This window comes from Enemella evansiae (genome assembly GCF_004362375.1).
In the GTDB taxonomy this organism is placed as follows: domain Bacteria; phylum Actinomycetota; class Actinomycetes; order Propionibacteriales; family Propionibacteriaceae; genus Enemella; species Enemella evansiae.
Map to the genome: position 1 here is coordinate 184,389 of NZ_SNXA01000008.1, position 23,058 is coordinate 207,446.

Annotated in this window: 19 protein-coding genes; 11 read left to right on the top strand and 8 right to left on the bottom strand. The window is 69.2% G+C overall.

Features of this window, described 5'->3' with window-relative positions:
* Positions 1-4: 4 nt before the first annotated feature.
* Positions 5-874: a DMT family transporter gene (locus C8D81_RS01480; protein ID WP_133625425.1), complete on the bottom strand. Its 870-nt coding sequence runs from the start codon at positions 872-874 to the stop codon at positions 5-7.
* Between the two features lie 64 nt (positions 875-938).
* Here C8D81_RS01480 and C8D81_RS01485 point away from each other — a divergent pair, with 64 nt between their 5' ends.
* From C8D81_RS01485 to C8D81_RS01525, 9 genes are all read left to right on the top strand, one after another.
* Positions 939-1,514, top strand: a complete 576-nt coding sequence (locus C8D81_RS01485) for a TetR/AcrR family transcriptional regulator (protein WP_229118171.1) — start codon at positions 939-941, stop codon at positions 1,512-1,514.
* Between the two features lie 23 nt (positions 1,515-1,537).
* Complete coding sequence (locus tag C8D81_RS01490) at positions 1,538-2,563, top strand: PHP domain-containing protein (protein ID WP_133625426.1); 1,026 nt, start codon at positions 1,538-1,540, stop codon at positions 2,561-2,563.
* A 400-nt stretch (positions 2,564-2,963) separates the two neighbouring features.
* Positions 2,964-3,980, top strand: coding sequence for an amino acid ABC transporter permease (locus C8D81_RS01495; protein ID WP_094360514.1), 1,017 nt, complete (start codon positions 2,964-2,966; stop codon positions 3,978-3,980).
* The gene (locus tag C8D81_RS01500; RefSeq protein WP_094360516.1) at positions 3,977-4,735 is read left to right on the top strand and encodes an amino acid ABC transporter ATP-binding protein; all 759 of its coding nucleotides are present in this window, start codon (positions 3,977-3,979) and stop codon (positions 4,733-4,735) included. Before C8D81_RS01495 ends, C8D81_RS01500 begins: the two co-directional genes overlap by 4 nt.
* Before the next feature lie 47 nt (positions 4,736-4,782).
* The gene (locus C8D81_RS01505; protein ID WP_133625427.1) at positions 4,783-5,805 is read left to right on the top strand and encodes an ABC transporter substrate-binding protein; all 1,023 of its coding nucleotides are present in this window, start codon (positions 4,783-4,785) and stop codon (positions 5,803-5,805) included.
* Between the two features lie 38 nt (positions 5,806-5,843).
* Entirely contained in the window at positions 5,844-8,336 is a 2,493-nt protein-coding gene (gene ssuE / locus C8D81_RS01510; protein ID WP_133625428.1) for an NADPH-dependent FMN reductase, read from the top strand.
* Positions 8,333-8,521 (top strand): hypothetical protein, encoded by a 189-nt coding sequence (locus C8D81_RS01515; RefSeq protein ID WP_094360522.1) that lies wholly within the window; start codon positions 8,333-8,335, stop codon positions 8,519-8,521. Before ssuE ends, C8D81_RS01515 begins: the two co-directional genes overlap by 4 nt.
* Entirely contained in the window at positions 8,518-9,678 is a 1,161-nt protein-coding gene (locus C8D81_RS01520; RefSeq protein ID WP_133625429.1) for an LLM class flavin-dependent oxidoreductase, read from the top strand. The genes C8D81_RS01515 and C8D81_RS01520 overlap by 4 nt, the downstream gene beginning before the upstream one ends.
* A gap of 49 nt (positions 9,679-9,727) precedes the next feature.
* Entirely contained in the window at positions 9,728-11,098 is a 1,371-nt protein-coding gene (locus C8D81_RS01525) for an NtaA/DmoA family FMN-dependent monooxygenase (protein WP_133625430.1), read from the top strand.
* Positions 11,099-11,132: 34 nt separating this feature from the next.
* Here C8D81_RS01525 and C8D81_RS01530 read toward each other — a convergent pair whose 3' ends face one another.
* Entirely contained in the window at positions 11,133-11,501 is a 369-nt protein-coding gene (locus C8D81_RS01530; protein ID WP_133625431.1) for a hypothetical protein, read from the bottom strand.
* An 854-nt stretch (positions 11,502-12,355) separates the two neighbouring features.
* Entirely contained in the window at positions 12,356-15,130 is a 2,775-nt protein-coding gene (gene aceE, locus C8D81_RS01535; protein ID WP_229118170.1) for a pyruvate dehydrogenase (acetyl-transferring), homodimeric type, read from the bottom strand.
* A gap of 269 nt (positions 15,131-15,399) precedes the next feature.
* Between aceE and C8D81_RS01540 the strand changes: the two genes are divergently transcribed.
* Both C8D81_RS01540 and C8D81_RS01545 read left to right on the top strand, forming a co-directional pair.
* On the top strand, positions 15,400-15,759 hold the full coding sequence (locus C8D81_RS01540) for a DUF3052 domain-containing protein (protein WP_229118197.1): 360 nt from the start codon (positions 15,400-15,402) through the stop codon (positions 15,757-15,759).
* Positions 15,756-16,217 (top strand): redoxin domain-containing protein, encoded by a 462-nt coding sequence (locus tag C8D81_RS01545; RefSeq protein ID WP_166646628.1) that lies wholly within the window; start codon positions 15,756-15,758, stop codon positions 16,215-16,217. The genes C8D81_RS01540 and C8D81_RS01545 overlap by 4 nt, the downstream gene beginning before the upstream one ends.
* A gap of 144 nt (positions 16,218-16,361) precedes the next feature.
* Here the strand turns inward: C8D81_RS01545 and C8D81_RS01550 are convergent, their stop codons facing one another.
* From C8D81_RS01550 to C8D81_RS01570, 5 genes are all read right to left on the bottom strand, one after another.
* Entirely contained in the window at positions 16,362-18,143 is a 1,782-nt protein-coding gene (locus tag C8D81_RS01550) for a class I mannose-6-phosphate isomerase (protein WP_133625433.1), read from the bottom strand.
* A gap of 36 nt (positions 18,144-18,179) precedes the next feature.
* Positions 18,180-19,112 (bottom strand): ROK family protein, encoded by a 933-nt coding sequence (locus C8D81_RS01555; protein WP_133625434.1) that lies wholly within the window; start codon positions 19,110-19,112, stop codon positions 18,180-18,182.
* A complete protein-coding gene (locus C8D81_RS01560) occupies positions 19,109-20,500 on the bottom strand; it encodes a sugar porter family MFS transporter (protein ID WP_133625435.1) in 1,392 nt (463 codons plus the stop codon). The genes C8D81_RS01555 and C8D81_RS01560 overlap by 4 nt, the downstream gene beginning before the upstream one ends.
* 104 nt (positions 20,501-20,604) lie before the next feature.
* Complete coding sequence (locus C8D81_RS01565; RefSeq protein WP_133625436.1) at positions 20,605-21,600, bottom strand: LacI family DNA-binding transcriptional regulator; 996 nt, start codon at positions 21,598-21,600, stop codon at positions 20,605-20,607.
* A gap of 31 nt (positions 21,601-21,631) precedes the next feature.
* The gene (locus C8D81_RS01570; protein ID WP_133625437.1) at positions 21,632-22,948 is read right to left on the bottom strand and encodes a DUF2254 family protein; all 1,317 of its coding nucleotides are present in this window, start codon (positions 22,946-22,948) and stop codon (positions 21,632-21,634) included.
* Positions 22,949-23,058: the final 110 nt, after the last annotated feature.

Here is a 23,058-nt window from a genome sequence, read left to right on the forward strand (position 1 = left end):
GAGACTAGTGGCCCACGCCCGCGCGGTCCGGTTGTCGACGCCGACCGAGCAACACGAGTGTGACGGCCGCCGTGCCGAGCAGCAGACCGACGAGCTCGTTGCCACCGGGTGGCCGGCCGAACAGCGCCCAGGCCCACAGGGTCGTCACCGGCGGGGTGAGATACAGCAGGCTGCTGGTCCGTGCCGCGCCCAGCCGCCGCAGACAGACCAGGAAGGTGGCGTACCCGCCGATCCCGGACAGCAGCACCAGCCAGCCGATCGCCGCGAGCAGGTCGACGGTGACCGGCACCAGCAACCGGCCGCTGACGGCCGCGTACCCGGTGAAGACCGCGGCCGCGACGACCACCTGGATCGTCAACGCGGTGAGCACATCGGTGCCGGCCGGCCAGCGCCGCTCCGCCACGGCGGCCGCGGAGAGGGCCAGCAGGCTCAGCACCGGCAGCAGTACGCCCGGGCCGGCCGTGGTGCCGAGTCCGACGGTCACCGCGACCGCGACGAGTCCCAGGAGCAGGCCCAGCAGTACGCCGCCACCGGGCCGTTCCCGCCAGCAGACCCAGCCGATCAGGGTGACCAGCATCGGTTGGGTGGCGCAGACCAGGGCGACCGTGCCGGGTGCCACCCCGACCGCGCTGGCGCCGAAGACCCCACCGAGGAAGACGACATGCGCCAGCAGTCCGATCGCCATCTGTCGACCGATGACCGGTGCCGGGAGCTGTGGGCGACGGGGCAGGGTGATCAGCAGCAGGACCACCGCGGTGGCCAGGTAGCGCCATGCCAGCACCGCGGTCGGATCGCTGGCGCTGGCCAGTTCGGCGCCGACGAACCCGGAGCTCCAGAACACCACGAAGCCGCTCGCCCAGAGGATTCGAGTCATGGCATCGAGGTAAACACACAGGTCTGTATACTCGCAGTGCACGGTGCGGCCCGAGGGGGAGGCGATGGAGCAACTGGACGAGCTGGTGCCGATCGAGATGCCGGTCACCACACCGGTCGGGGAGCGACTGCTGGACACCGCCAGCGAGCTCTTCTACGACCGGGGCATCACCGCCGTCGGCGTCGACCTGATCTCCGAGCAGGCCCGGGCGACCAAGCGGACGCTCTATCAACGCTTCGGCTCCAAGGATGGGTTGGTGGCGGCCTACCTGACCCGTCGCGCGCACCGCTGGCAGGTCGGCCTGCTGGCGGCGGTGCGGGCCGCCGACCCGCAGGATCCGGCCGAGGCCCTGCGGGTGGTCTTCGACTACAGCCGATCCTGGGCCGCACACAACGAGCGCGGTTGCGCCTTCGTCAACGCCTGGGCCGACGTCGGCCCCAGTGACGCGGGGGCGGTGCGGATCATCCGCGAGGAGAAGCAGTGGATGGGCCTGCTCTGGTCGGCGCTGCTCGGCGACGCGATGCTGGCCGGGCAGGTGCAGCTGCTGCACGAAGGCGCCCAGGTGGCGGCCTCGGTGCTCGCCGACGAGGCGGCCTTCGACCGGGCGTACGCCGCGGCGCTGCGGCTGCTTCCCCAGTGATCCGGCTGGCATAGGCTGGCCGGGTGGATCCGGTGAATGCGCTGCGTGAGATCGCCTACCTGCTGGAGCGGGACCGGGCCGACACCCATCGCGTCAAGGCCTATCGCCGCGCCGCCGACCTGATCGCCGAGCTGGACGCGGCCGAACGCGAGCAGCACCGCAGCGCCGACGACTGGCGCGGGCTGCCCGGGATCGGCCCGAAGACCGCGACCGTGGTGTCCCAGGCGGTCGCCGGCCGGGTGCCGGACTATCTCGCCCAGCTGCGCGAGCAGCAGCAACCGCTGGTCAGCGGGGGAGATGCGATCCGGGCGGCCCTCAAGGGCGACCTGCACTGCCACTCCACCTGGTCCGACGGCGGGTCGCCGGTCGAGGAGATGATGCTGGTCGCGCAGTCCTTCGGCTATCGCTATCAGGCGATCACCGATCACTCGCCGCGGCTCAAGGTGGCCCGCGGTCTGTCCGCCGAACGGCTGCGCGAACAGCTCGAGCTGGTCGATGACCTGAACGAGGCTTTCCAGGCTCAGGATGCGGATTTCCGTGTCCTGAAAGGGATCGAGGTCGACATCCTCGACGACGGTGCGCTGGACCAGGAGCCCGCCCTGCTGCGTGAGCTCGACGTGGTCGTCGCGTCGGTGCACTCCAAGCTGGCGATGGATTCCGAATCGATGACGCATCGGATGGTCGGTGCGATCGCCAACCCCGCGACCAACATCCTCGGGCACTGCACCGGTCGCCTGGTGATGGGGGCGCGGGGGACCCGGCCACAGTCGGTCTTCGACCCGGAGGTGGTGTTCGCCGCCTGCGTGCAGTTCGGGGTCGCGGTCGAGATCAACTCCCGGCCCGAGCGCTGCGATCCACCCGATGACCTGTTGGCGCTGGCGGTGGAGATGGGCTGCTTCTTCTCGATCGACACCGACGCGCATGCTCCCGGTCAGCTGGACTGGGTCGCCTACGGCTGCGAGCGGGCCGAGCGGCACGGCCTCACCCCCGATCGGATCATCAACACCTTCGAACTGGAGCGCCTGCAGGAGTTCTGCCGGCGCCGCTGAGCGGTGTGACGCCCCTCACGCCCATTGGCTGAAATTATCGAGGCATTGTGATTGACAATGCCTAGTGGGTGGGCTTCAGTTGAGGTACGCCCGGGTTCGAACCGGGACCAGACGAACCGATCGAGAGGACGTCACATGTGCGGTTCCGCGCGTGAGACCGTTTCCTGTGCTCCGGTGGCGCCGTCCCTGGTGACGCGTGCCCACATCGATCTGCTCCTCGTCTGCAGCGCCTTCTGTATGCGCTGATCACCCCCTGCGTGGCCGTCGACGACGGCACCCCATAGGACCCGGTCGCCGGATCTCCCACCAGCACGGAGTTTCCGGGCGTCCGGTGACGTCCTCACCCATCGAACCGCACCGTCTCGCATCCGCGGACGAGTGCGCCCAGCCAGGAGCAACCGTGTCCATCTCCACTCGTTCCCGCCCGGTCGACGAGACCCCCGAGGCCCCGCGGGCGGCCGGGGAGCAACCCTCGGTGTCGGCCGCCCTCGATCCCGCCGCGCTGCGGATCGTGCCTCGCCGCCGCCCGCTGACCTGGGTCGCCACCGTCGTGGTGGCCCTGCTGCTGGTCGGGCTGGTGCGCGCCCTGGTGACCAACCCGGCCTGGGAGTGGGGCACCTTCGCCGACTACTTCTTGTCGGTATCGATCCTCAAGGCGTTGCTGACCACGCTCCAGCTGACCGCCCTGGGCACCGTGATCGGTTTCGCGCTCGGGGTGGTGCTCGCGGCGATGCGATTGTCGGAAAGCCTGCTGCTGCAGGCGGTCGCGTACACCTTCGTCTGGGCCTTCCGCTCGATCCCGCTGATGGTGCAGCTGATCTTCTGGTTCAACTTCGGCTATCTCTATCGCCAGCTCAGCGTCGGCATCCCCTTCGGTCCGGAACTGTTCAGCATCGACACCAATGCGCTGCTGAGCGCGATGGCCGCGGCCGTGCTCGGCCTCGCGCTGCACCAGGCGGCCTATGCCGCGGAGATCGTGCGGGCCGGGATCCTGTCGGTCGACGCCGGCCAGGTCGAGGCGGCAGAGGCGCTGGGAATCCCACGGTGGCGTCGATTCCGGCGGATCGTGATGCCGCAGGCGATGCGCTCCATCCTGCCCAATGCGGTCAACGAGGTGATCAGCCTGTTCAAGGGCACCTCGATCGTCTCGGTGATGGCGATCCCCGAGCTCTTCTATCAGGTGCAGGTGATCTACGGCCGCAACTCCCGGGTGATCCCGCTGCTGATGGTCGCGACCGTCTGGTACATCATCTTGACCACGCTGCTCTCGATCGCCCAGTACTTCATCGAGCGGCACTTCGGCCGGGGCAGCGAACGCACCCCGCGCGCCACCCCCGTGCAGCGGCTGCGCGCCGCACTCGGACAGCAGGTGCAGCGCGGCCGGGTCACCCGGGTGACCGGGGGTGCTGACCGATGAGTGCGGTGGAGCTGCGCCAGGTACGCAAGAGTTTCGGCACCCTGGAGGTGCTGCGCGAGGTCGACCTGAGTGTGCCCGAGGGCTCGGTGACCGCGATCATCGGGCCGTCCGGTTCGGGCAAGTCGACCCTGCTGCGGATCATCAACCACCTGGAGAAGGTCGACCAGGGGCTGGTCACCGTCGGTGGCCGACTGGTCGGCTATCGCCAGCGCGGCGACCGGCTGCACGAGCTGTCGGAGGCGGAGATCCTGCGCCAGCGCAGCCGGATCGGGTTCGTCTTCCAGAACTTCAACCTGTTCGGCCATCTGACCGTGCTGGAGAACATCATCGAGGCACCGGTCTCCGCCCAGCGGCGGCCGCGTCGGGAGGTGATCGGTGAGGCCCGCGAACTGCTGAGTCGGGTCGGTCTGGCCGACAAGGCCGACGTCTATCCGCGTCAGCTCTCCGGCGGTCAGCAGCAACGGGTCGCGATCGCCCGCGCCCTGGCGCTGCGGCCCGGCCTGATCCTGTTCGACGAACCCACCTCCGCCCTGGACCCGGAACTGGTCGGTGAGGTGCTCGAGGTGATCCGCGAACTCGCGCACGGAGGCACGACGATGCTGATCGTCACCCACGAGATCGCCTTCGCCCGTGAGGTCGCCGACACCGTCGTGTTCATGGACGGCGGCCACATCGTCGAATCCGGGCCGCCGGAGCAGGTGCTGACCAACCCGACCCATGCCCGCACGCGGTCCTTCCTGGCCCGTACCCAGTGACACCGCCTTCCCAGAATCCTTCCCAGAAACGAATCCAGGAGCATCCCATGCCCACCTTCCACACCGTCCGCCGCCGGCTGACCGCGCTCACCGCGGCTGCTCTGGTCGTCAGCCTGGCGGCCTGCGCCGACCCGTCCGAGGAGCCGCGGCAGGCCGCGGACGGCCCGGTCGCCGGCTCCCAGGTGCAGGTGATCAAATACGACACCAGCCCGGATCAGCCGCGGGTGAAGGGAAACTTCGATCCCGCGCTGGCGGCCCAGCTGCCCGAGTCGGTACGCCGCAGCGGCGTGCTGCGGGTGGCGGCCAACGGCGCCGGGAACGCACCGCTGGTGTTCGTCGCCTCCGACAACCGCACCCCGATCGGGGTGGAGGTCGACATCGCCAACCTGGTCAGCGATGTCGTCGGTCTGCGCGTGGAGATCGTCAACACCAGTTGGGAGAACCTGTTCGTCGGCCTGGACGCCCAGCGCAGCGACGTCGGGATCTCCAACGTCGGGGTCTCCGAGGAACGCAAGGACAAATACGACCTCGCCACCTACCGGCTCGGACTGCACGCCTTCGAGACCGCCCAGGGAACCGGCTGGAAGGTGAACGGCCCCGCCGACATCTCCGGCAAGCGGATCGGCGTCGGATCGGGAACCCTGCAGGAACAGGTGCTGCTCAACTGGAACAAGCAGAACACCGATGCGGGCCGCCCGGCCGCCGAGGTGCTCTATTTCCAGAACGCCACCGATTCCTACCTGGCCATCCGATCCGGCCGGTTGGACGCCTACCTGGGCCCCAACCCCAGTGCCACCTACCACGTGGCCACCAGCGGACAGACCGAGATCGCCGGCACCGTCTCCTCGAGCTATCCCATCGAAGGCAAGGTCGGGATCATCTCCCGCAAGGGCAGCGGGCTCGCCGACCCGCTCTCCGCGGCCGTCAACCGGGCGATCGCCGACGGCACCTACCAGCAGGTGCTCGCCAAGTGGGGCCTGGAGTCCGAGGCGGTGCCCCGCTCCGAGGTGAACCCGCCAGGTCTGCCCCGGCCCAACAAGAAGCCCAGCGCCCAACCCACCGCCCGCTGATCGCGTCAGAATCCCATCGCCGGAAGGAGATCCAGAGCATGGCCCGGATCGTCACCATCTCCAGCAGCCCCTCGGTCGCCTCGAGTACCGACATCCTGCTCGCCCACGTCCAGGCGATCATCGAGGCAGCGGGACACACGGTCGTCCCCGTCGTGGTGCGGGACCTGCCCGCCAGGCCGCTGGTGCTCGCCGAAGCCGGTGATCCGGAGATCGCCGCCGCGGTGGCCGCGATCGCCGACGCCGATGCCGTCGTGGTCACCTCACCGGTCTACAAGGCCGCCTACAGCGGGCTGCTGAAAGCCTTTCTCGACCTGCTGCCGCAGACCGCGCTGGTCGGCAAGCAGGTGCTGCCGCTGGTCACCGGTGGCTCCCCGGCCCACGTGCTGGTCGTCGACTATGCGCTGCGACCGGTGCTGGAGTCGTTGGGTGCCGATCACATCTCCTCCGGCCGGTTCGTGCTGGCGCGGGCGATCGTGAAGGCCGAGCAGGAGCAGCGCGGCCACCTCGAGGAGGGCGCCGCCGCCGAGGTGGACGCGGTGACCGGTGCCTTCCTGGACCGGTTGCACGCCCAGCTCGCCTGGCGCTCCCGCGGCGAACGCGCCGGTGGTGAGGCGGTGCCGCAGCCGGAGGTCGCGCCGCGACGCACCCCCTCGGTGGTCTTCGTCGGCGGCGGGCCGCGGACCCTTGGTGTGCTGGAACGCATGGGCGCCAGCCTCGGCGACGATGCGCAGCTGCAGGTGCACATCGTCGATCCGCACCGCCCCGGTACCGGACGGATCTGGCGCGGCGATCAGTCCCGACTGCTGTGGATGAACTCGCATGCCGCCGACATCACGGTGTTCACCGATGAGTCGGTCGACTGCGCGGGCCCGGTACGATCCGGACCCTCGCTGGGGGAGTGGATCACCGGTGCGGGGCGCCCGGTTCTGGTCGACCAGGGCTGGCTGGCCCCCGACGACGAACCCGACCCGCAGGCATTCCTGCCGCGCGCGGTGCTCGGTGAATATCTGGGCTGGGCGTGGGACCGGATCCGTGGACAGCTCCCGCCGGGGGTCGAGGTGATCCTGCACGCCGACCGGGCCGTCGACGTGATCGACCAGGCGGGCCGTCAGGTGGTGGTGCTGGCGGGCGGTGAACGGCTGCTGGCCGACGCCACCGTGCTCGCCCAGGGGCACCTGGACCAGCTCCTCACCGACGACCAGCGTGAGCTGGTGGACAAGGCGCGCCAGCAGGACCTGACCTACATCCCGCCCGGGTACACCGCCGATCTCGACCTGAGCGCCCTGCAGCCCGGCGAACCGGTGATCGTGCGCGGGATGGGGCTGGCGTTCATCGATCTCGCGGTGCTGCTCGCCGGTGGCCGCGGTGGCAGCTTCATCGAGGAGAACGGTGAGTTGACCTATCGGCCCTCAGGGCTGGAACCGATCCTGTACGCCGGTTCGCGCCGGGGCGTGCCCTACCACGCCAAGCTGGGGTACGCGATCGCCGACGGGCCGGCACCGCTGCGCCACCTCAGCCTCGATCGGCTGGGTGAGAGTGGCCAGCTCGACTTCGACAGCCAGGTGTGGCCGCTGATCGAGACCGAACTCGCCGATGCCCACTACCGGCGGTTGTTCACCGCCCACCCCGAACGCACCCGCGGTGGGTGGGCCGACCTGGAGCAGGCCCTGAAATCCCACCGGGCAACCGATTCCCGGGTCACCGCGCTGGTGGACGAGCTCGTTCCCGACCCCCGGGACCGCTTCGATCTGGCCGCCATCGACCGGCCCCTCACCACCGACCGGGTCCCGGCAGCGGGGGCCGAGTCGGCGGTGGTGGCGCACATCACCGACGATCTGGCTCGGCGCCGGGACCGGGCGTACTCTCCCGACCGCGCGGTCTTCGACGCCTTCGTCAGCATCCACGGTTTCCTCTCCGGGCTGCTGGCGGAGGGGCGGTTGGCGGTCGGGGATCGGATCACCCGTGTCGAGGACGGCTGGCGGGGGCTGTTCTCGTTCGTGTGCAGCGGCCCGCCGCCGCGGCGGCTCGCCGAACTGCTGGCCCTGCACCGCGCGGGCGTCGTGCACTTCCTGGGGCCGGAGCTGAGCGTCGAACTCGCCGGCGATCACTTCGTGGCCCGCTCACAGGGCCACGAGACCGGGGTGCGGACCCGCGCCCTGGTGGACGCCTTCCTCGCCAGGGTCGACATCAACGAGACCGCGGACCCGGCGATCCGCTCGCTGCTGGCACGAGGCCAACTGGCCACCGAACGGATCCCAGGACCGGATGGTGGCCGGCTGCCCGGGGGGCTGTTGCGCACCGACCGGGAGGCCCGGGCGCTGCGCCGCGACGGGAGCGTGCACCCGAACCGCTACCTGGTCGGGCCGTCGGTCTCCGGCAGTGCCGGTGCCGGTGGGTTGGCGCGACCGGGTTTCAACGCACCGGCATTCCGGCAGAACGATCGGCTGGCCCGCACCCTGCTCGGCGGGCTCGGCCTGGGCACCGTACCCGACCGGCGCACCACCTCGATCACCCCGGAGGCCGCCGCATGAACCGGGTGAGCCGGATGACCCGGATCGAGAACTGGCTCCGCAGCGCCGCCGTCGTCTCCGGGGCGGAGGGTGCCTGGCACTGCCTGGCCCCGGTCGAGCAGGCGGTCGAGCTGGCCGCCGAGTGCCGCCCCGGCCACCGCGGCAAAAGCCGAATTTCGCCACCAGTGAAGGAGAATCGCCGATGAGCACCATCGGAACACCGGGCACCGCGCCGCTGCAGATCGCCGTTGCGCTCGACGGCGCCGGGTGGCATCCCGCCGCCTGGCGGCTGCCGCAGGCACGACCCGCGGATCTGTTCGGGGCACGGTACTGGACCGACCTGGTCACCGAGGCCGAACGCGGCGGTGTCGACCTGGTGACCTTCGAGGATGCGTTGCGGCTGCAGTCCCACGACCGATTCACACCCGACCGGCGCACCGACGAGGTGCGCGGTCGGCTGGACGCGGTGCTGGTCGCCACCCGGGTGGCACCGGTCACCGATCGGATCGGGCTGCTGCCCACCGTCGTCACCTCGCTGACCGAGCCCTTCCATGCGGCCAAGGCGATCGCGACCCTCGACCACATCTCGCACGGCCGCGCCGGGGTCCGGGTGCAGGTCGGCGGGCGGCGCGACGAGCTGGGCCATCTGGGTCGGGACCGGCCGACCAGCATCGAGGAACTGTTCGCCGAGGCGGGCGACTACGTCGAGGTGCTGCGCCGGTTGTGGGACAGCTGGGAGGACGACGCCGAGATCCGCGACGTGGCCACCGGTCGGTTCATCGACCGGAACAAGCTGCACCACATCGATTTCTCCGGCGCGACGTTCTCGGTGAAGGGCCCGTCGATCACCCCCAGGCCGCCGCAGGGACAGCCACTGGTCGGCGCGCTCGGGCATGTCCCGGTGGCGTACCGATTGATCGCCCAGGCGGCCGATCTGGCGTTCGTCACCCCGCAGGACGCGGTGGCCGCTGCCGCCATCGTCGACGAGCTCGAGGCGGAGCAACCGGTCCGCGCGCCCACGGTGTTCGCCGATCTGCTGGTGCTGCTCGAGGACACCCCGCAGACGGCCCGGGCGGCGCTCGATGAACTGGACTCGGCGAACGGCGAACCGTTGACCAGCGACGCGCTGATCGTCGCCGACACCCCGGCCGCGGTGGCCGACCTGATCGAGGACTGGCGGGCCGGCGGCATCGACGGGGTACGCCTCCGGCCGGCCCGGTTGCCGCGGGACCTGGATCGGATCACCAGCGAGCTGCTGCCGCTGCTGCGCCGGCGGGGTCTGCATCGAGGAATCGAGGAACCCGTCACCCTGCGCGAACGGCTCGGGCTGGTCCGGCCGGCGAACCGGTACGCCCTGACCTGACCGATCAGCGAATCCCCACCAGCACAGCGAAAGACGTGAGAGGACCATCATGACCACGGCAAAGCAACTGCACCTCGGTGCGCACTTCCCGGGGGTGAACAACACCACCGTGTGGAGCGATCCGGCGTCGGGCAGCCACATCGACTTCGACTCCTTCGTCCGCTTCGCCCGCGACGCCGAGCGGGGCCTGTTCGACTTCCTGTTCCTGGCCGAGGGACTGCGGCTGCGGGAGCAGGGCGGCGAGATCTACGACCTGGACGTGGTGGGCCGGCCGGACACCTTCCCGATCCTGACCGCGCTCGCCGCGGTCACCGAACGGCTCGGCCTGGTCGGGACCATCAACGCCACCTACAACGAGCCCTACGAGGTCGCCCGCCAATTCGCGAGCCTCGACCACCTCTCCGAGGGCCGGGCGGGGTGGAACGTGGTGACCAGCTCCGATGCGTTCACCGGCGAGAATTTCCGTCGGGGTGGATATCTGGAGCATTCGCTGCGTTATGAGCGGGCCCGCTCCTGCGTCGAGGCGACCCGGGTGCTGCAGGACTCCTGGGTCGACGGGGACGTCGTCGCCGACCGGGACACCGGCCGTTTCCTGGCCACCGAGCGGGCCGGGGAGTTCAGCTACACCGACCAGTTCTTCGACATCGCCGGCCGCTTCAATGTGCCGCGCAGCCCGCAGGGTCACCCGGTCCAGTTCCAGGCGGGTGACTCGGACCAGGGCCGGGAGTTCGCCGCCCAGACCGCGGAGGCGATCTTCACCCGGCACAGCACCCTGGCCGACGGGCAGGCGTTCTATGCCGATCTGAAGGGTCGCCTGCCCCGCTACGGCAGGAATCGCGACGAGCTGCTGGTGCTGCCGGGGGTGACCTTCGTGCTGGGCGACACCGACGAGCAGGCCCGGGAGCTGGCACACCAGGTCCGCCTGGCGCAGGTCAGCGGACGGACCGCGATCGCCTTCCTCGAACAGGTCTGGAACACCGATCTGTCGGCCTATGATCCCGACGGCCCACTGCCGGACATCGACCCGCTCCCGGGGGACCTGATCAGCAAGGGCCGAGCCAGCGTACGCCGATTCCGCGATCCGCTCGCCACCGCCGCCGAGTGGCGGGAGATCGCACAGGCGAAGGGATTGTCGATCCGTGAGCTGATCATCGAGGTCACCGAACGGCAATCCTTCGTCGGCTCCCCGGAAACCGTTGCCCGGGAGATGAACGAGTTCGTCCAGGCCGACGCCTGCGACGGGTTCATCCTGATCCCGCACCTCAGCCCCGACGGCCTGGCCCCGTTCGTCGACCAGGTGATCCCGCTGCTGCAGGAGTGGGGCGTCTTCCGCACCGATTACGAGCACGACACGCTGCGCGGGAACCTCGGACTCCCGGCACCGCGAACCGGCCACGAGCACGCCGCGCTGACCGGCTGAGGCCGGCTGGTTGAGACCGGTCGAGGTCCTCGGATCAGTCGGTGGTGATGTCGGCGGGGGTCGGCCACTGCCGGTCCGCGCCCGGCGTCCACTCGACCTGCATCGAGGACAGCAGGCCGTCGATGACTTTGACCACCACCTCACCGCGCCGGTCGCTGCCGACCCAGTAGCGGCCGATCAGCGGCCCGTCGGACAGCGCCACCGGCGGCGCATCGTGCACCACCAGCGGGACCAGCCACTCGTCGTCGGAGGGCAACCGCCGGATGCCCATCAGCTGGCTGTTCAACCCGATCGTCGCCGACGGTTCGTTGCCGTCGAAGGTGCGCTCGGTCTCCAGCGCCACGATCGCCGCCAGCAGGCTCTCCTGGGCGGGGGAGAGGGGAATGGATTGCTCGGCTGTCATCGCGCCAGCGTATCCCCGGAGCGGGCGTTCCTCTCGGTGCTCCTGGGTCATGCCCCGGGTCCATTGCACGGCATCGGGTTCGTGAAGCTGCGCGGTGTGTACGACTGGTGATCCGGACAGGTCTCCCGACCCGGGGCACGGAGGTGCCCGATTCACCGGTTGAGTTCGCCGGGTGATCGGGACGGCCTCGCGGCCGCGTTCCCCGGTGCGGTGCAATCCAAGGGCAGGAGTGGGGATCGCTGAGGGCCTGCGGAATTTGCGGCTCGATCGCGGAATCGGTCGATCTGGGCACCGATCGAGAATCGAGCCGCAGATTCCGGTGGGCCGGGCCCCGGCGCGGCCCCCCGGGGTGGGCTCGGTTCATCTCGACACGCCGCCCATTGCTCCGCTTCGCTGCGCATGGCCGGCTACTCGATGAACGTGCGGGGTGGATTCATCTCGACACGCCGCCCATTGCTCCGCTTCGCTGCGCATGGCCGGCTACTCGATGAACGTGCGGAGTGGATTCATCTCGACACGCCGCCCATTGCTCCGCTTCGCTGCGCATGGCCGGCTACTCGATGAACGTGCGGAGTGGATTCATCTCGACACGCCGCCCATTGCTCCGCTTCGCTGCGCATGGCCGGCTACTCGATGAACGTGCGGAGTGGATTCATCTCGACACGCCGCCCATTGCTCCGCTTCGCTGCGCATGGCCGGCTACTCGATGAACGTGCGGGGTGGGTTCATCTCGACACGCCGCCCATTGCTCCGCTTCGGTGCGCATGGCCGGCTACTCGATGAACGTGGGAAGGGAACAGCCCCGGGTCCGCCTACGCGGAGCCAGGGCTGCTCTTCGTCAGACGACCGGCGGGTCAGGCGCCGGCGCCCTCCTGCTCGACATTGGCGACGGCGGTGGGGTCGTCCACCTTGTAGCGGCGGAAGGCCTCGGCCGGGGCGTCCTTGCGGTATTCACCCTTGCGGGCCAGGGCGTCCAGGGTGGCCACCACGATCGACTCGGCATCCACCCGGAAGTAGCGGCGGGCGGCCGCGCGGGTGTCCGCGAAGCCGAAGCCGTCGGTGCCCAGGGAGCGCCACTCGTGCTTCACGTAGGGCCGGATCTGGTCCTGGACCGCTCGCTGGAAGTCGCTGACCGCCACCACGGGCCCGTCGGCGTCGGCCAGCTTGCTGGTCACCCACGGCGTCTTGTTCGGCTCATCGGGGTGCAGGAAGTTGTCGTCCTCCACCGCCATCGCCTCGCGGGCCAGCTCGTTCCAGCTGGTCACCGACCAGACGGCGGCGTCCACCGACCACTCGTCGCGCAGCATCTGCTGGGCCTTGAGCGCCCACGGCACACCGACGCCGGAGGCCAGGATCTGTGCCTTGGCCATGTTCGGATCGCCCTTGGCCGGGGAGAACAGATACATGCCCTTGAGCAGCCCCTCGACGTCCAGGTCCTTCGGCGGGCCGGGCTGGTCGGTCGGCTCGTTGTAGACGGTGAGGTAGTACATGATGTCCTCGCCGTTCGGATGCTGCTCATCCGAGCCGTAGCCATACATCCGGCGCAGGCCGTCCTTGACGATGTGCGCCACCTCGAAGGTGAACGCCGGGTCGTAGTGGACCACCGCCGGGTTCGAGGCGGCCAGCAGCGGCGAGTGCCCGTCGGCGTGCTGCAGGCCCTCACCGGTCAGCGTGGTCCGACCGGCGGTGGCGCCGATCAGGAAGCCACGGGTGAGCTGGTCGGCGGCCGCCCAGATGAAGTCACCGACGCGCTGGAAGCCGAACATCGAATAGAACAGGAAGACCGGGATCATCGGCTCGCCGTGGGTGGCGTACGAGGTGCCCGCGGCGGTGAAGGAGCTCAACCCGCCGGCCTCGGAGATGCCCTCGTGCAGCATCTGGCCGTCGGTCGCCTCCTTCCAGGACAGCAGCAGCTTGCGGTCCACCGACTCGTAGGTCTGCCCGCCGGGGTTGTAGATCTTGGCGGTCGGGAACATCGAGTCCATGCCGAAGGTGCGGTACTCATCGGGGGCGATGGGCACGAAGCGGGCACCGATCGACTTGTCCTTGATCAGATCGCGGAGCAGGCGTACGAACGCCTGGGTGGTGGCGACCTTGGGGACCTTCTGACCCTCACCGGGGCTCTGCATCAGCGGCGCGTACGCCTTGTCACCGGGCAGTTCCAGCTTGCGCGGCTTGACCCGGCGGACCGGGGCGAAGCCGCCGAGCTTCATCCGCCGATCGACCATGTACTTGATCACCTCGGAGTCCTCGCCCGGGTGGTAGTAGGGCGGGTTGTAGGCGTCCTCGAGGTCCTTGTCGGCGATCGGGATGTGGATCCGGTCGCGGAAGGCCTTGAGGTCGGCCGAGGTCAGCTTCTTCATCTGGTGGGTGGCGTTACGCGCCTCCAGGGCGTCGATCGTCCAGCCCTTGACCGTCTGCGCCAGGATCACCGTCGGCTGCCCGTGGTGGTTCACCGCCTGGTTGAAGGCGGCGTACACCTTGCGGTAGTCGTGGCCACCGCGGGACAGCATCTCCAGATCCCGGTCGGTCATGCCGGAGACCATCTTCTGCAGCCGCGGATCGTCGAAGAAGTGGCTGCGGATGTACGCGCCGTCCTCGGCGGTGTAGGTCTGGAACTGCCCGTCGGGGGTGGTGTTCATCTTGTTCACCAGGGCACCGTCGGTGTCCTTGGCGAGCAGCGGATCCCAGTCCCGGCCCCACAGCACCTTGACGACGTTCCAACCGGCGCCGCGGAAGAACGACTCCAGTTCCTGGACGATCTTGCCGTTGCCGCGCACCGGGCCGTCCAGCTGCTGCAGGTTGCAGTTGATCACGAAGGTCAGGTTGTCCAGGCCCTCGCGGGCCGCGACGCCGATCGCACCGAGCGACTCGGGCTCGCCCATCTCGCCGTCACCGAGGAAGGCCCAGACATGCTGCTGGGAGGTGTCCTTGATGCCGCGGTTCTGCAGGTAGCGGTTGAAGCGGGCCAGGTAGATCGCGTTCATCGGGCCGATGCCCATGGACACGGTCGGGAACTCCCAGAAGTCCGGCATCGACCGCGGGTGCGGATAGGAGGACAGGCCACGGCCGGGGCCGCGGGAGTGCTCCTGCCGGAAGCCGTCGAGCTGGTCGGCGTTCAGCCGGCCGAGCAGATAGCTGCGGGCGTAGATGCCGGGTGCGGCGTGGCCCTGGACGAAGATGTGGTCGCCGCCACCGGGGTGGTCCTTGCCGCGGAAGAAGTGGTTGTAGCCGACCTCGTAGAGGGAGGCCGCCGAGGCGTAGCTGGCGATGTGACCGCCGACCTCGAGGCCCTTGCGGTTGGCCTTGGAGACCATCACCGCCGCGTTCCAGCGGATGGCGCGGCGGATCTCCCGCTCCAGGTCCTCATCGCCGGGGAACCAGGGCTCGTCCTCGGGGGCGATCGTGTTGATGTAGTCACTGCTGCGCAGCGACGGCAGGCCGACCTGTCGTTGGCGTGCGCGGTCCAGCATCTTCAGCATCAGGAAGCGGGCGCGGTTCTGGCCGTCGGCGTCCAGCATCCCGTCGAAGGAGTCGAGCCATTCCTGGGTCTCCTCCGGATCGATGTCGGGAAGCTGGAAGGCCGTGCCCTCAGCAGTGATAGCGGGACGTTCTCCTGGCCTGGCCAATGCAGATCTCCTTCTGAGCTTGCTCGTCAGGCCCATTTTGCACCCCTTCGCCACACCTCACCAGCCGAGGGGTTGCGATGGGACGTGCGTCACCAGGCGCCACCGGTCTGTTCGCGGGGTACCGCCCACGCGCGGGTCATGGCACGATTCTGCACAAGGCAGAGTTCGACCTCAGCGAATGTCCGGATCAGAACAGGAGTCAGTGGGTGGCGAGTACGGCCGGGGGCAAGGCAGCAGCCGTTGCCGAGCAGTTGGGACTGTCCAAGGGGATGGTCGTCCAGGAGCTCGGCTGGGATGACGATGTGGACGACGACCTGCGCATCGCCGTCGAGGATGCTTTGGACGCCGAGATGGTCGAGGAAGCCATGGAGGCCTGTGATGCGGTGCTGCTGTGGTGGCGGGAGGACGACGGCGACCTGGCCGACGGGCTGGTCGATGCGCTCACCGATCTGGCCGACACCGGCTGGATCTGGCTGTTGACGCCGAAGGTCGGCCGGGACGGGCACGTCGATCCCGCCGAGGTCGCCGAGGCCGCGACCACCGCCGGCCTGCAGCACACCAGCACCGCCCCGATCTCGGAGGACTGGGTGGCCAGCAAGCTGGTGCGCCCCAAGGGCTCGCGCCGGTGACCGTCCCGATCGCGGACGGGGACCGGGTCGGGATCGTCGAGGCCACCAACCAGTTCGGCCAGCAGGTACGCCTGGGTGCGGGCGAGTGGGCGCTGCTGTTCTTCTATCCGTACGCCTTCACCGGCATCTGCACCGGTGAGCTCGGCCAGCTGGAGACCGACCGGGAGGCGTACGCCGCCGCGGGCTGTCGGATCGCGGGGGTGTCCTGCGATTCGATGTTCTCCCAGCGGGTCTTCGCCGAGACCGAGGGGCTGAGTTTCGACCTGCTCGCCGATCACTGGCCGCACGGCGCCCTGGCGCAGCGGTTCGGGGTCTTCGACGCGGAGCGGGGGTGCGCGGTACGCGGGTCGTTCCTGCTCGACCCCGACGGGGTGCTGCGCTGGAGCGTGGTGAACCCGATCGGCGAGGGCCGCGACCTGGCCGCCCACCTCGCCGCGGTGCGCGAGCTCGCCGCCTGACGCTCATCGAGTAGCAACCCCGACGCAGCGAATCGGAGCCGGGGTTGCGTGTCGAGATGAGTCAAGTCAGCTCGCGTCATCTCGACACGGCAGGCATTGCTCCGCTTCGCTGCGCATGCCTGCCTACTCGATGAGCGGGCGGGATCAGTCCACCTGCGTACCGCGCACGTACGCCTTCAGCGTGCCGTACTCGGCCGCCTGGCCGGCGGGCACGATCCGGTACGCCCCCACGGCGGCCGGTACCACGAAGGTCTCGGCGTAATGCACCTCGTAGGGCTCGAACGCACCCGTCGGCGACTCCACCCGGACCACGTCACCCTCGACCAGGTTGAGCACGTTGACCGTACCCCGGGTGTCGTGCTCGACCGGGCCGGTGAACCAGTGCCGGCGGGTCTCGATGAACTCCAGCTCGTGCAGCCCGGTCCGTTCCTCGCGCCAGCCCTCGCCCTTGTCGACCGGCTGGACCTGATCCACCAGGTTGGCCGTGGTCCACGCGGTGTCGCGGTCGAACTGGATGTTCTTCGACCCGTGCTCCAGGTGGATCGGGCGGGGCTTGCCGTCCAGGCCGAGGCGGCCCCAGTCCCACAGTTTGAACGTGAAGATGTAAGGCGTCGCCGAGATCTCCAGCACCATCGATCCCGAACCCGAGGCGTGCACCGTACCCGCCGGGATCAGGAAGTGGTCGTGCTTCTCGGCCGGGAACACGTTGACATACGCCTCCGCGTCGAACAGCTCCTCACCCCCCTGCGCCCGGGCCAGCGCCGCCAGCATCGCCTCCGGTTCGACGCCCTCCTTCAGCCCCAGATAGACCTTGGCGTCGTCGTCGGCGTCGAGCAGGTAGTAGCTCTCGTCCTGGGTGTAGTGCATGCCGAAGGTGCGCTGGATGTAGTCGGTCAGCGGGTGCACCTGCAGGGACAGATTGCCGCCCTCGATGGTGTCCAGGAAGTCGAAGCGGATCGGGAATTCCGCGCCGAAGCGGGCGAAGGTGAGCGGGCCGAGCAGTTCCCGCGGGTGGCTCAGCACCAGATCCATCGACGGGATCTCCACGATGGTGCCGTCGACGTCCAGCAGCAGGCTGTTCTCCTCCGGTACGCAGTCGAAGCACCAGGCGTACTTCTTGCCGTCGATGTGCTCCAGGCCGACCGTCTGCTCCATCCACACCCCGCCCCACGGGCCGGGGTCGAAGAACGGCACCAGCCGGAACGGCTGACCGGCGGCGGCGGCGAGACCGGCGCGGACCGCGGCGCCGCTGACCAGCTTCGGCTCGTGCGTGGTGTCCAGCAGGAAGTCGATCCGTTCGAACAGCGGCCGCTTGTGGTTGTCCGCGACGCGCCACTCGATGAAGAAGCCGCGCTTGTACTTGCGCAGGATGTCCTCGTCGGGGTTGTGGGTACGCCAGTTGCTGGCGCCGGCGCGGTAGCGCTGCTGGATCTCCCAGCGGGGCAGATCGGCGAGCACGAGGGCATCGGCGTGCACCTCGGCCAGCGTCGCACCCCAGCCGACCAGGGCGATGTCCTGCTCGGCGTCGCGGACGTCCGCGGCCAGGCTGCTCAGTTCACCGGGCCGGTAGAACTCGCACAGCTGGTGGTGGCTGAGGATGCCGAAAACCCTGTCGTCGGTGAGGTTCTGGGCGATCAGTGCGTTCAGCTCGGCCTCGCTGAGCGCGGCGCGTTCCTCCACGTCGATGACCCGCGCGGACGGGTTGGCGTCCTTGAGGCCGGCGATGATGGCGGCGTTGTCGACACCGGGATAGGTGTCGACGACGACCAGGGCCGGCCGGTCACCGGCGGCGTCGTGGGCGTACCGCCAGATCTCGGGGTAGACATCGGCGCCGTGGGTGGTGGCCCGCTGCTGCTCGTCGAGAGTGTCGAGCGGGACGCGTACGGTGGGGGTCCGGTCATAGTTGCCGGGGGCATCGATCTTCATCTGTGCTGTCCTCTGATTTCCTGTGTGGGTGGGGTTTCAGTCGGCCGCGTGCTCGGCGAGATAGGCCATGCCGAGGGTCGCTGAGGCGTACACGTCGGCGGCCACCTCGATCCGCGGGCGGCCCCAGATCGCCCAGATCCGCTCGTCGACCTCTTTGCGGATGGTGTCGATCATCAGGTCGGCGGCATTCATCAACCCGCCGCTGAGCACCACGACCTCGGGGTCGAGGACGTGCACCAGGTTGACGATCCCCACCCCCCAGATGCGGGCGCATTGCTCGGTGATCTGCAGGGCCAGCGGGTCCCCGGCGTACGCCTGGCTGGAGACGTCGGAGAAGGTCGCCTTGTCCAGCGCGCCGAGGGGCGAGGCCTCGATACCGGGCCATTCGCGGACCACTGCCGGCATCGACCAGCCGCTGGCCTCGGCCTCCAGGCAGCCACGGGCACCGCAGGTGCAGATCCGGCCCAGGAACGGGTTGATCTGCTGGTGTCCGCCGAGGATGGCGCCGTGCTCGTGCGGACCGTGCAGCGCCTTGCCGTCGACCAGGGCGGCGACGCCGATACCGGTGCCGAAGGTGAGCACCAGGACATCCTTCTCGCCCCGCCCGGCGCCGTAACCGACCTCGCCCCACAGGGCCGCCCGGGCGTCGTTCTCCACTGCGGCGGGCATCCCGAAGGTGTCGCTCATCCAGGTGCGTAGATCCATGCCCAGCATGTAACTGACCTTGTCGTGGGCCGAGACCATGGCGCCGGTGCTCTGGTCGATGATGCCCGGCAGGCTCATCCCGGCCGAGGTCGGGCGCTGGTCGGGGTCCACCCGATCCATCAGCCCGTTGCAGAACTCGGTCAGCCGCTCGAGATCACCGGGTTCGGAGGTGTGCGGCAACCGGTCCTGGGTGAGGATCCGCCCGCCGTCCACGATCGCGACCTTGAAGCTGGTACCGCCGACGTCGATCGAGAGCGCGCTCACTTGCCGACCTCCTCGGTCTGGCCGGACTCCTCGGCATGGGCGATGGTCCGCTCGCTGAGGTCCTCCAGGGTGCGGCCCTTGGTCTCCGGGACGAAGAAGTAGGCGACGAAGAAGAAGACGACGCCGAAGAAGCCGTAGATGAAGTAGGGCAGCGCACCGTGCATGACATCGACGTTGAAGCGGGCCTGGTTGATCATCGGGAAGGTCTGCGCGACCGCGACGTTGGCGAGCCAGAGCACCATGGTGGCGAAGGCGACGATCTTCGCCCGGGCCAGCGAGGGCGGCAGTTCGGCGATCACCAGCCAGGCAAGGGAACCCAGCGTTGCGGCGAACAGGACGATGTAACCGACGATGAAGATCATCACCCAGGTGCCCGTGCTCTGGGTGAGGTTGGCGATGCCGACCACCGAGATCATCGCTGCCACCCCGAGGGTGCCGATGATCAGCAGCGGGCGACGACCCCAGCGGTCCACCACGAGCATGCCGAGCACGGTCGCGCCGACGTTGACCGAGCCGATCAGCACCTGCTGCAGGAACGGGTCCGCGATGTTCATCTGGGCCATCATCTCGGTGCCGTAGTAGATGATCACGTTGATGCCGACAAGCTGTTGCAGGGCGGCGATCGCGGAGGCCAGCAGGACGATCGGCAGCAGAGCCTTGGTGAAGATCTTGACCGCATGGGCGCGTTCCTCGCGGGCCAGGTCCTCCTTGATCTGCGGGACCCGGGTCGGGTCCTCGACGCCTTCCAGGCGGGTCAACAGGGCGGCGGCCTTCTCCTCCCGGCCGCGGGCGACCAGCCAGCGCGGGCTCTCCGGGAGGAACAGGATCAGGACCAGGAAGTGGATGGCCGGGACGCCCTCGGAGGCGAGCATGATCCGCCAGGCGGTGCTCACCTGCCACGCCGGGTCACCGGCGTTGGCGACGAGGTTGTTGACGATGTAGACCAGCAGGATGCCGACGGTGATGGCGAGCTGGTAGACGCTGGTCAATCGCCCGCGGATGGCGGCGGGGGAGATCTCGGTGATGTAGGCCGGCACGATCGCCGACAGGCCGATACCGAGACCGCCGACGACGCGGAGCAGCCAGAAGGAGGTGAAGTCCCAGGCCAGGGCGCAGCCGATGGCGCTGGCGGTGTAGAGGATCGCGGCCAGGAAGAGTGTGGTTCGCCGGCCGAGTTTGTCGCTGATCCAGCCGGAGACCGCCGCGCCGATGACGCAGCCGATCAGTGCGCTGGAGACCGCGAAACCGGTCTGGACCGCGTCGAGAGCGAAATAGTCACCCAGGAAGCCGATGGCTCCCGCGATGACGGCGGTGTCGTAGCCGAAGAGCAGACCCGCGAGCGAGGCGATCACCGAGATCGCGATGGGATAGGCGGAGCGTTTGGGCATTTCGTTGTCCTAGGTGCTGGGGAGGTCGTCTTCGACCTCATGATGGTAACGTTATCATTTGGGTCATCGGGGGCGCAACGGGCAGTTCTGTGACGGTGCTCTCGTTACCTGTCGGTCGCAACCGCGGCGCCGTGCCGGTGCAGGGAGACCGGCAGGACCAGCTGGGTGGGGGAGCCGGACGGGGAGTCCAGATTCTCCAGCAGCAGCGTCGCCGCGTCCGCGCCCATCGCCACCGGGTCATAGCTGACCAGGGTGGTCGGGATGCGCAGCAGCCCGGCCAGGTCGAGGTCGTCGAAGCCGGTGATCAGCGGTGGCTCGGCCACGTCGGCGTACGCCTGCAGGGCACCGATGGTGGTCTGGTTGTTGACGCAGAACAGGGCGTCCGGGGCCAGGTTCGCGCGCAGGCTCTCGGCCGCGGTGCGGGCATCGGAGACGGTGCGGCAGCCCAGACGGACCAGGCGTTCGGTGAAGTCGATGCCCGCCTCGGCGAGCGCGGCACGGTAGCCGGCCAATCGGTCGACGGTGGTGGCGATCCGGTCCTCGTTGCCGATGAACCCGATCCGGGTCGCCCCGCGCGCGATCAGGTCGGCGGTGGCGATCCGGGCTCCCTCTTCATCGTCAACGGTGACCTGACTGATGGTGTCGGTCGCGGCACGGCGGCCGGCCAGCACGGTCGGAATGCCCGCAAAGCGATCCTCGGCAGGGACCTCGGCGAGCGCCGGTACCGCGATGATGCCCTCCACCCGCCAGGAGCGCATGTCGGCGATCAGTGCCGCCTCGCGCGCGGCATCGTCCTGGGAGTGGCCGAGCAGCATCCGTCGCCCGTTGGCGGTGAGCACCTGGTCGATGCCCTGGGCGAGCTTGGAGTGGAACGGGTTCTCGATGTTGGCGACGATCACCCCGACCAGCCCCGACTGCTGGCTGCGCATCGCCGCGGCCAGCGCATTGTGCCGGTAGCCAAGGGAATTCGCGGCCGTGATCACCTTCTCCCGGGTGCTGGGGGAGACCAGTTCTGGCCGCGCGAACGCCCGGGAGGCGGTCATCACCGCGACGCCTGCCGCGGCGGCCACGTCCTTCAGGGTTGGGGCGCGCTCGCTCACCCGATGAGGATAACCGGGTGCGGGCGATCACTCAGGCATCCGGCGCGCCGATGCCCTGCACGTCGGCGGCCCCGGAAAGGGAGCGGTCCAAGGGATCCGACCACTGGCTGGTCGCGCGGTCGAGGGCCTCGAGACGAACCCGCAGCGGCGGGTGCTGATCCGGCGGGCAGATCGACAACAGGGTCTGGAAGAGGGCCCGGAGCCGACGTTCGATCTGCATCGAGGTGGTGCCGAACTGGCGGATCTCATCGGTCGCCGCCGACACCCAGACCTCCCAGGGCCGCCACCAACCCCGGGACAGACTGGCGTCGTCGGCGGTCTCACCGGCCAGGGTCTTGCCCTGTTCGCGGACCAGCGGGGCGACCCGGGCCAGGATGTCCTCGATCGCGTCCAGGCACTGCACCGCCCGGGTGGGATCGTTGATCGCCGGGGAGAGTGCCTTGAGCGCGATGTCGACGATGGCCCGGATCGTGCCGTAGAGGCCGTTCGCGGGGGAGTAGGTGTCGCCGAACGCGACCGCGTTCTCGAGATCGGCCGCCCGATCCCGATCCAGGGGTGCGCTGGTGCGGAACAGTGTTCCGCCGAAGACCACCGCGGAACCGAGGCCGGGTACGAGTTCGAGCTGGATGCCCCACTCGTTCTCCAGGTCATAGACCCGGCGGGCATTGATCGCCTGCACCGTGTCCCCGTGCCTGACCGGGGTGGTCCGGGTGACCGGGTGCGGCAACGGCTCGGGCGGGATCCGCAGCGGCGGTTGGTCCTGGTGGAAGGCGATCAGATCGGTCGCCAGACCCCGCTGGCCCGCGGCGACCAACCGGTGCAGCAGCATCGCCGGATTGAGGTGCTGGCAGACCCGAGCGATCAGCGCGAGCAGCATCACCGCGCACAGCACGCTGAGGAGGACCGCCAGCGCGGTCGCGGCCACCGGCTGGTAGCCGTCCTCACCGGCCGCCACGCTCACCGCGATCAGTAACACGTAGGCGAACGTGCCGAGGAAGGTCCCGATGCTCCAGCGCACCACGTTGTCCTGCTGCAGCAGCGGCACGATCCGCACCGACATGTTGGACAGCCCGATGCTCATCGCGGTGGCGAGCGCGCTGAACGCCAACCCGGTCAGCGTCATGGTCGCGCCGGCGACGATGCCGAGGATCCCCGCGATCGCCCCGGAATCGATGCCCGGATAGGGCTGGAGGACCCGGGCCAACAACCGGTCGACGATCGGCAGAGCCAACCCGAGAGCCAGGCCCGCCAGCAGCAGGATCAGCGGGACCCCCCACATGGTGCGGATCCGCAACCGACCGACCAGCCGTTGCCATTCCTTGCGATGTTCCTCGGATTCGGTCGCCATCGTGCACCGTCGCTCTCGCCACTGGGTCCTCGGAGTTGTCACCCTAACGGCCACCGCGCAGCGAGCGTGGTGTCCCCGCTCATCGAGTAGCTCGCGCAGCGAGCGTGTCG

Bases quoted from the DNA above. Each gene is read 5' to 3' on its own strand.
- C8D81_RS01570 (WP_133625437.1), bottom strand. From the start codon at position 22,948: ATGGCGACCGAATCCGAGGAACATCGCAAGGAATGGCAACGGCTGGTC.
- C8D81_RS01540 (WP_229118197.1), top strand. From the start codon at position 15,400: ATGGTCGTCCAGGAGCTCGGCTGGGATGACGATGTGGACGACGACCTG.
- C8D81_RS01520 (WP_133625429.1), top strand. From the start codon at position 8,518: ATGAGCACCATCGGAACACCGGGCACCGCGCCGCTGCAGATCGCCGTT.
- C8D81_RS01505 (WP_133625427.1), top strand. From the start codon at position 4,783: ATGCCCACCTTCCACACCGTCCGCCGCCGGCTGACCGCGCTCACCGCG.
- ssuE (WP_133625428.1), top strand. From the start codon at position 5,844: ATGGCCCGGATCGTCACCATCTCCAGCAGCCCCTCGGTCGCCTCGAGT.
- C8D81_RS01485 (WP_229118171.1), top strand. From the start codon at position 939: ATGGAGCAACTGGACGAGCTGGTGCCGATCGAGATGCCGGTCACCACA.
- C8D81_RS01525 (WP_133625430.1), top strand. From the start codon at position 9,728: ATGACCACGGCAAAGCAACTGCACCTCGGTGCGCACTTCCCGGGGGTG.
- C8D81_RS01550 (WP_133625433.1), bottom strand. From the start codon at position 18,143: ATGAAGATCGATGCCCCCGGCAACTATGACCGGACCCCCACCGTACGC.
- C8D81_RS01515 (WP_094360522.1), top strand. From the start codon at position 8,333: ATGAACCGGGTGAGCCGGATGACCCGGATCGAGAACTGGCTCCGCAGC.
- C8D81_RS01500 (WP_094360516.1), top strand. From the start codon at position 3,977: ATGAGTGCGGTGGAGCTGCGCCAGGTACGCAAGAGTTTCGGCACCCTG.
- C8D81_RS01480 (WP_133625425.1), bottom strand. From the start codon at position 874: ATGACTCGAATCCTCTGGGCGAGCGGCTTCGTGGTGTTCTGGAGCTCC.
- C8D81_RS01560 (WP_133625435.1), bottom strand. From the start codon at position 20,500: ATGCCCAAACGCTCCGCCTATCCCATCGCGATCTCGGTGATCGCCTCG.
- C8D81_RS01530 (WP_133625431.1), bottom strand. From the start codon at position 11,501: ATGACAGCCGAGCAATCCATTCCCCTCTCCCCCGCCCAGGAGAGCCTG.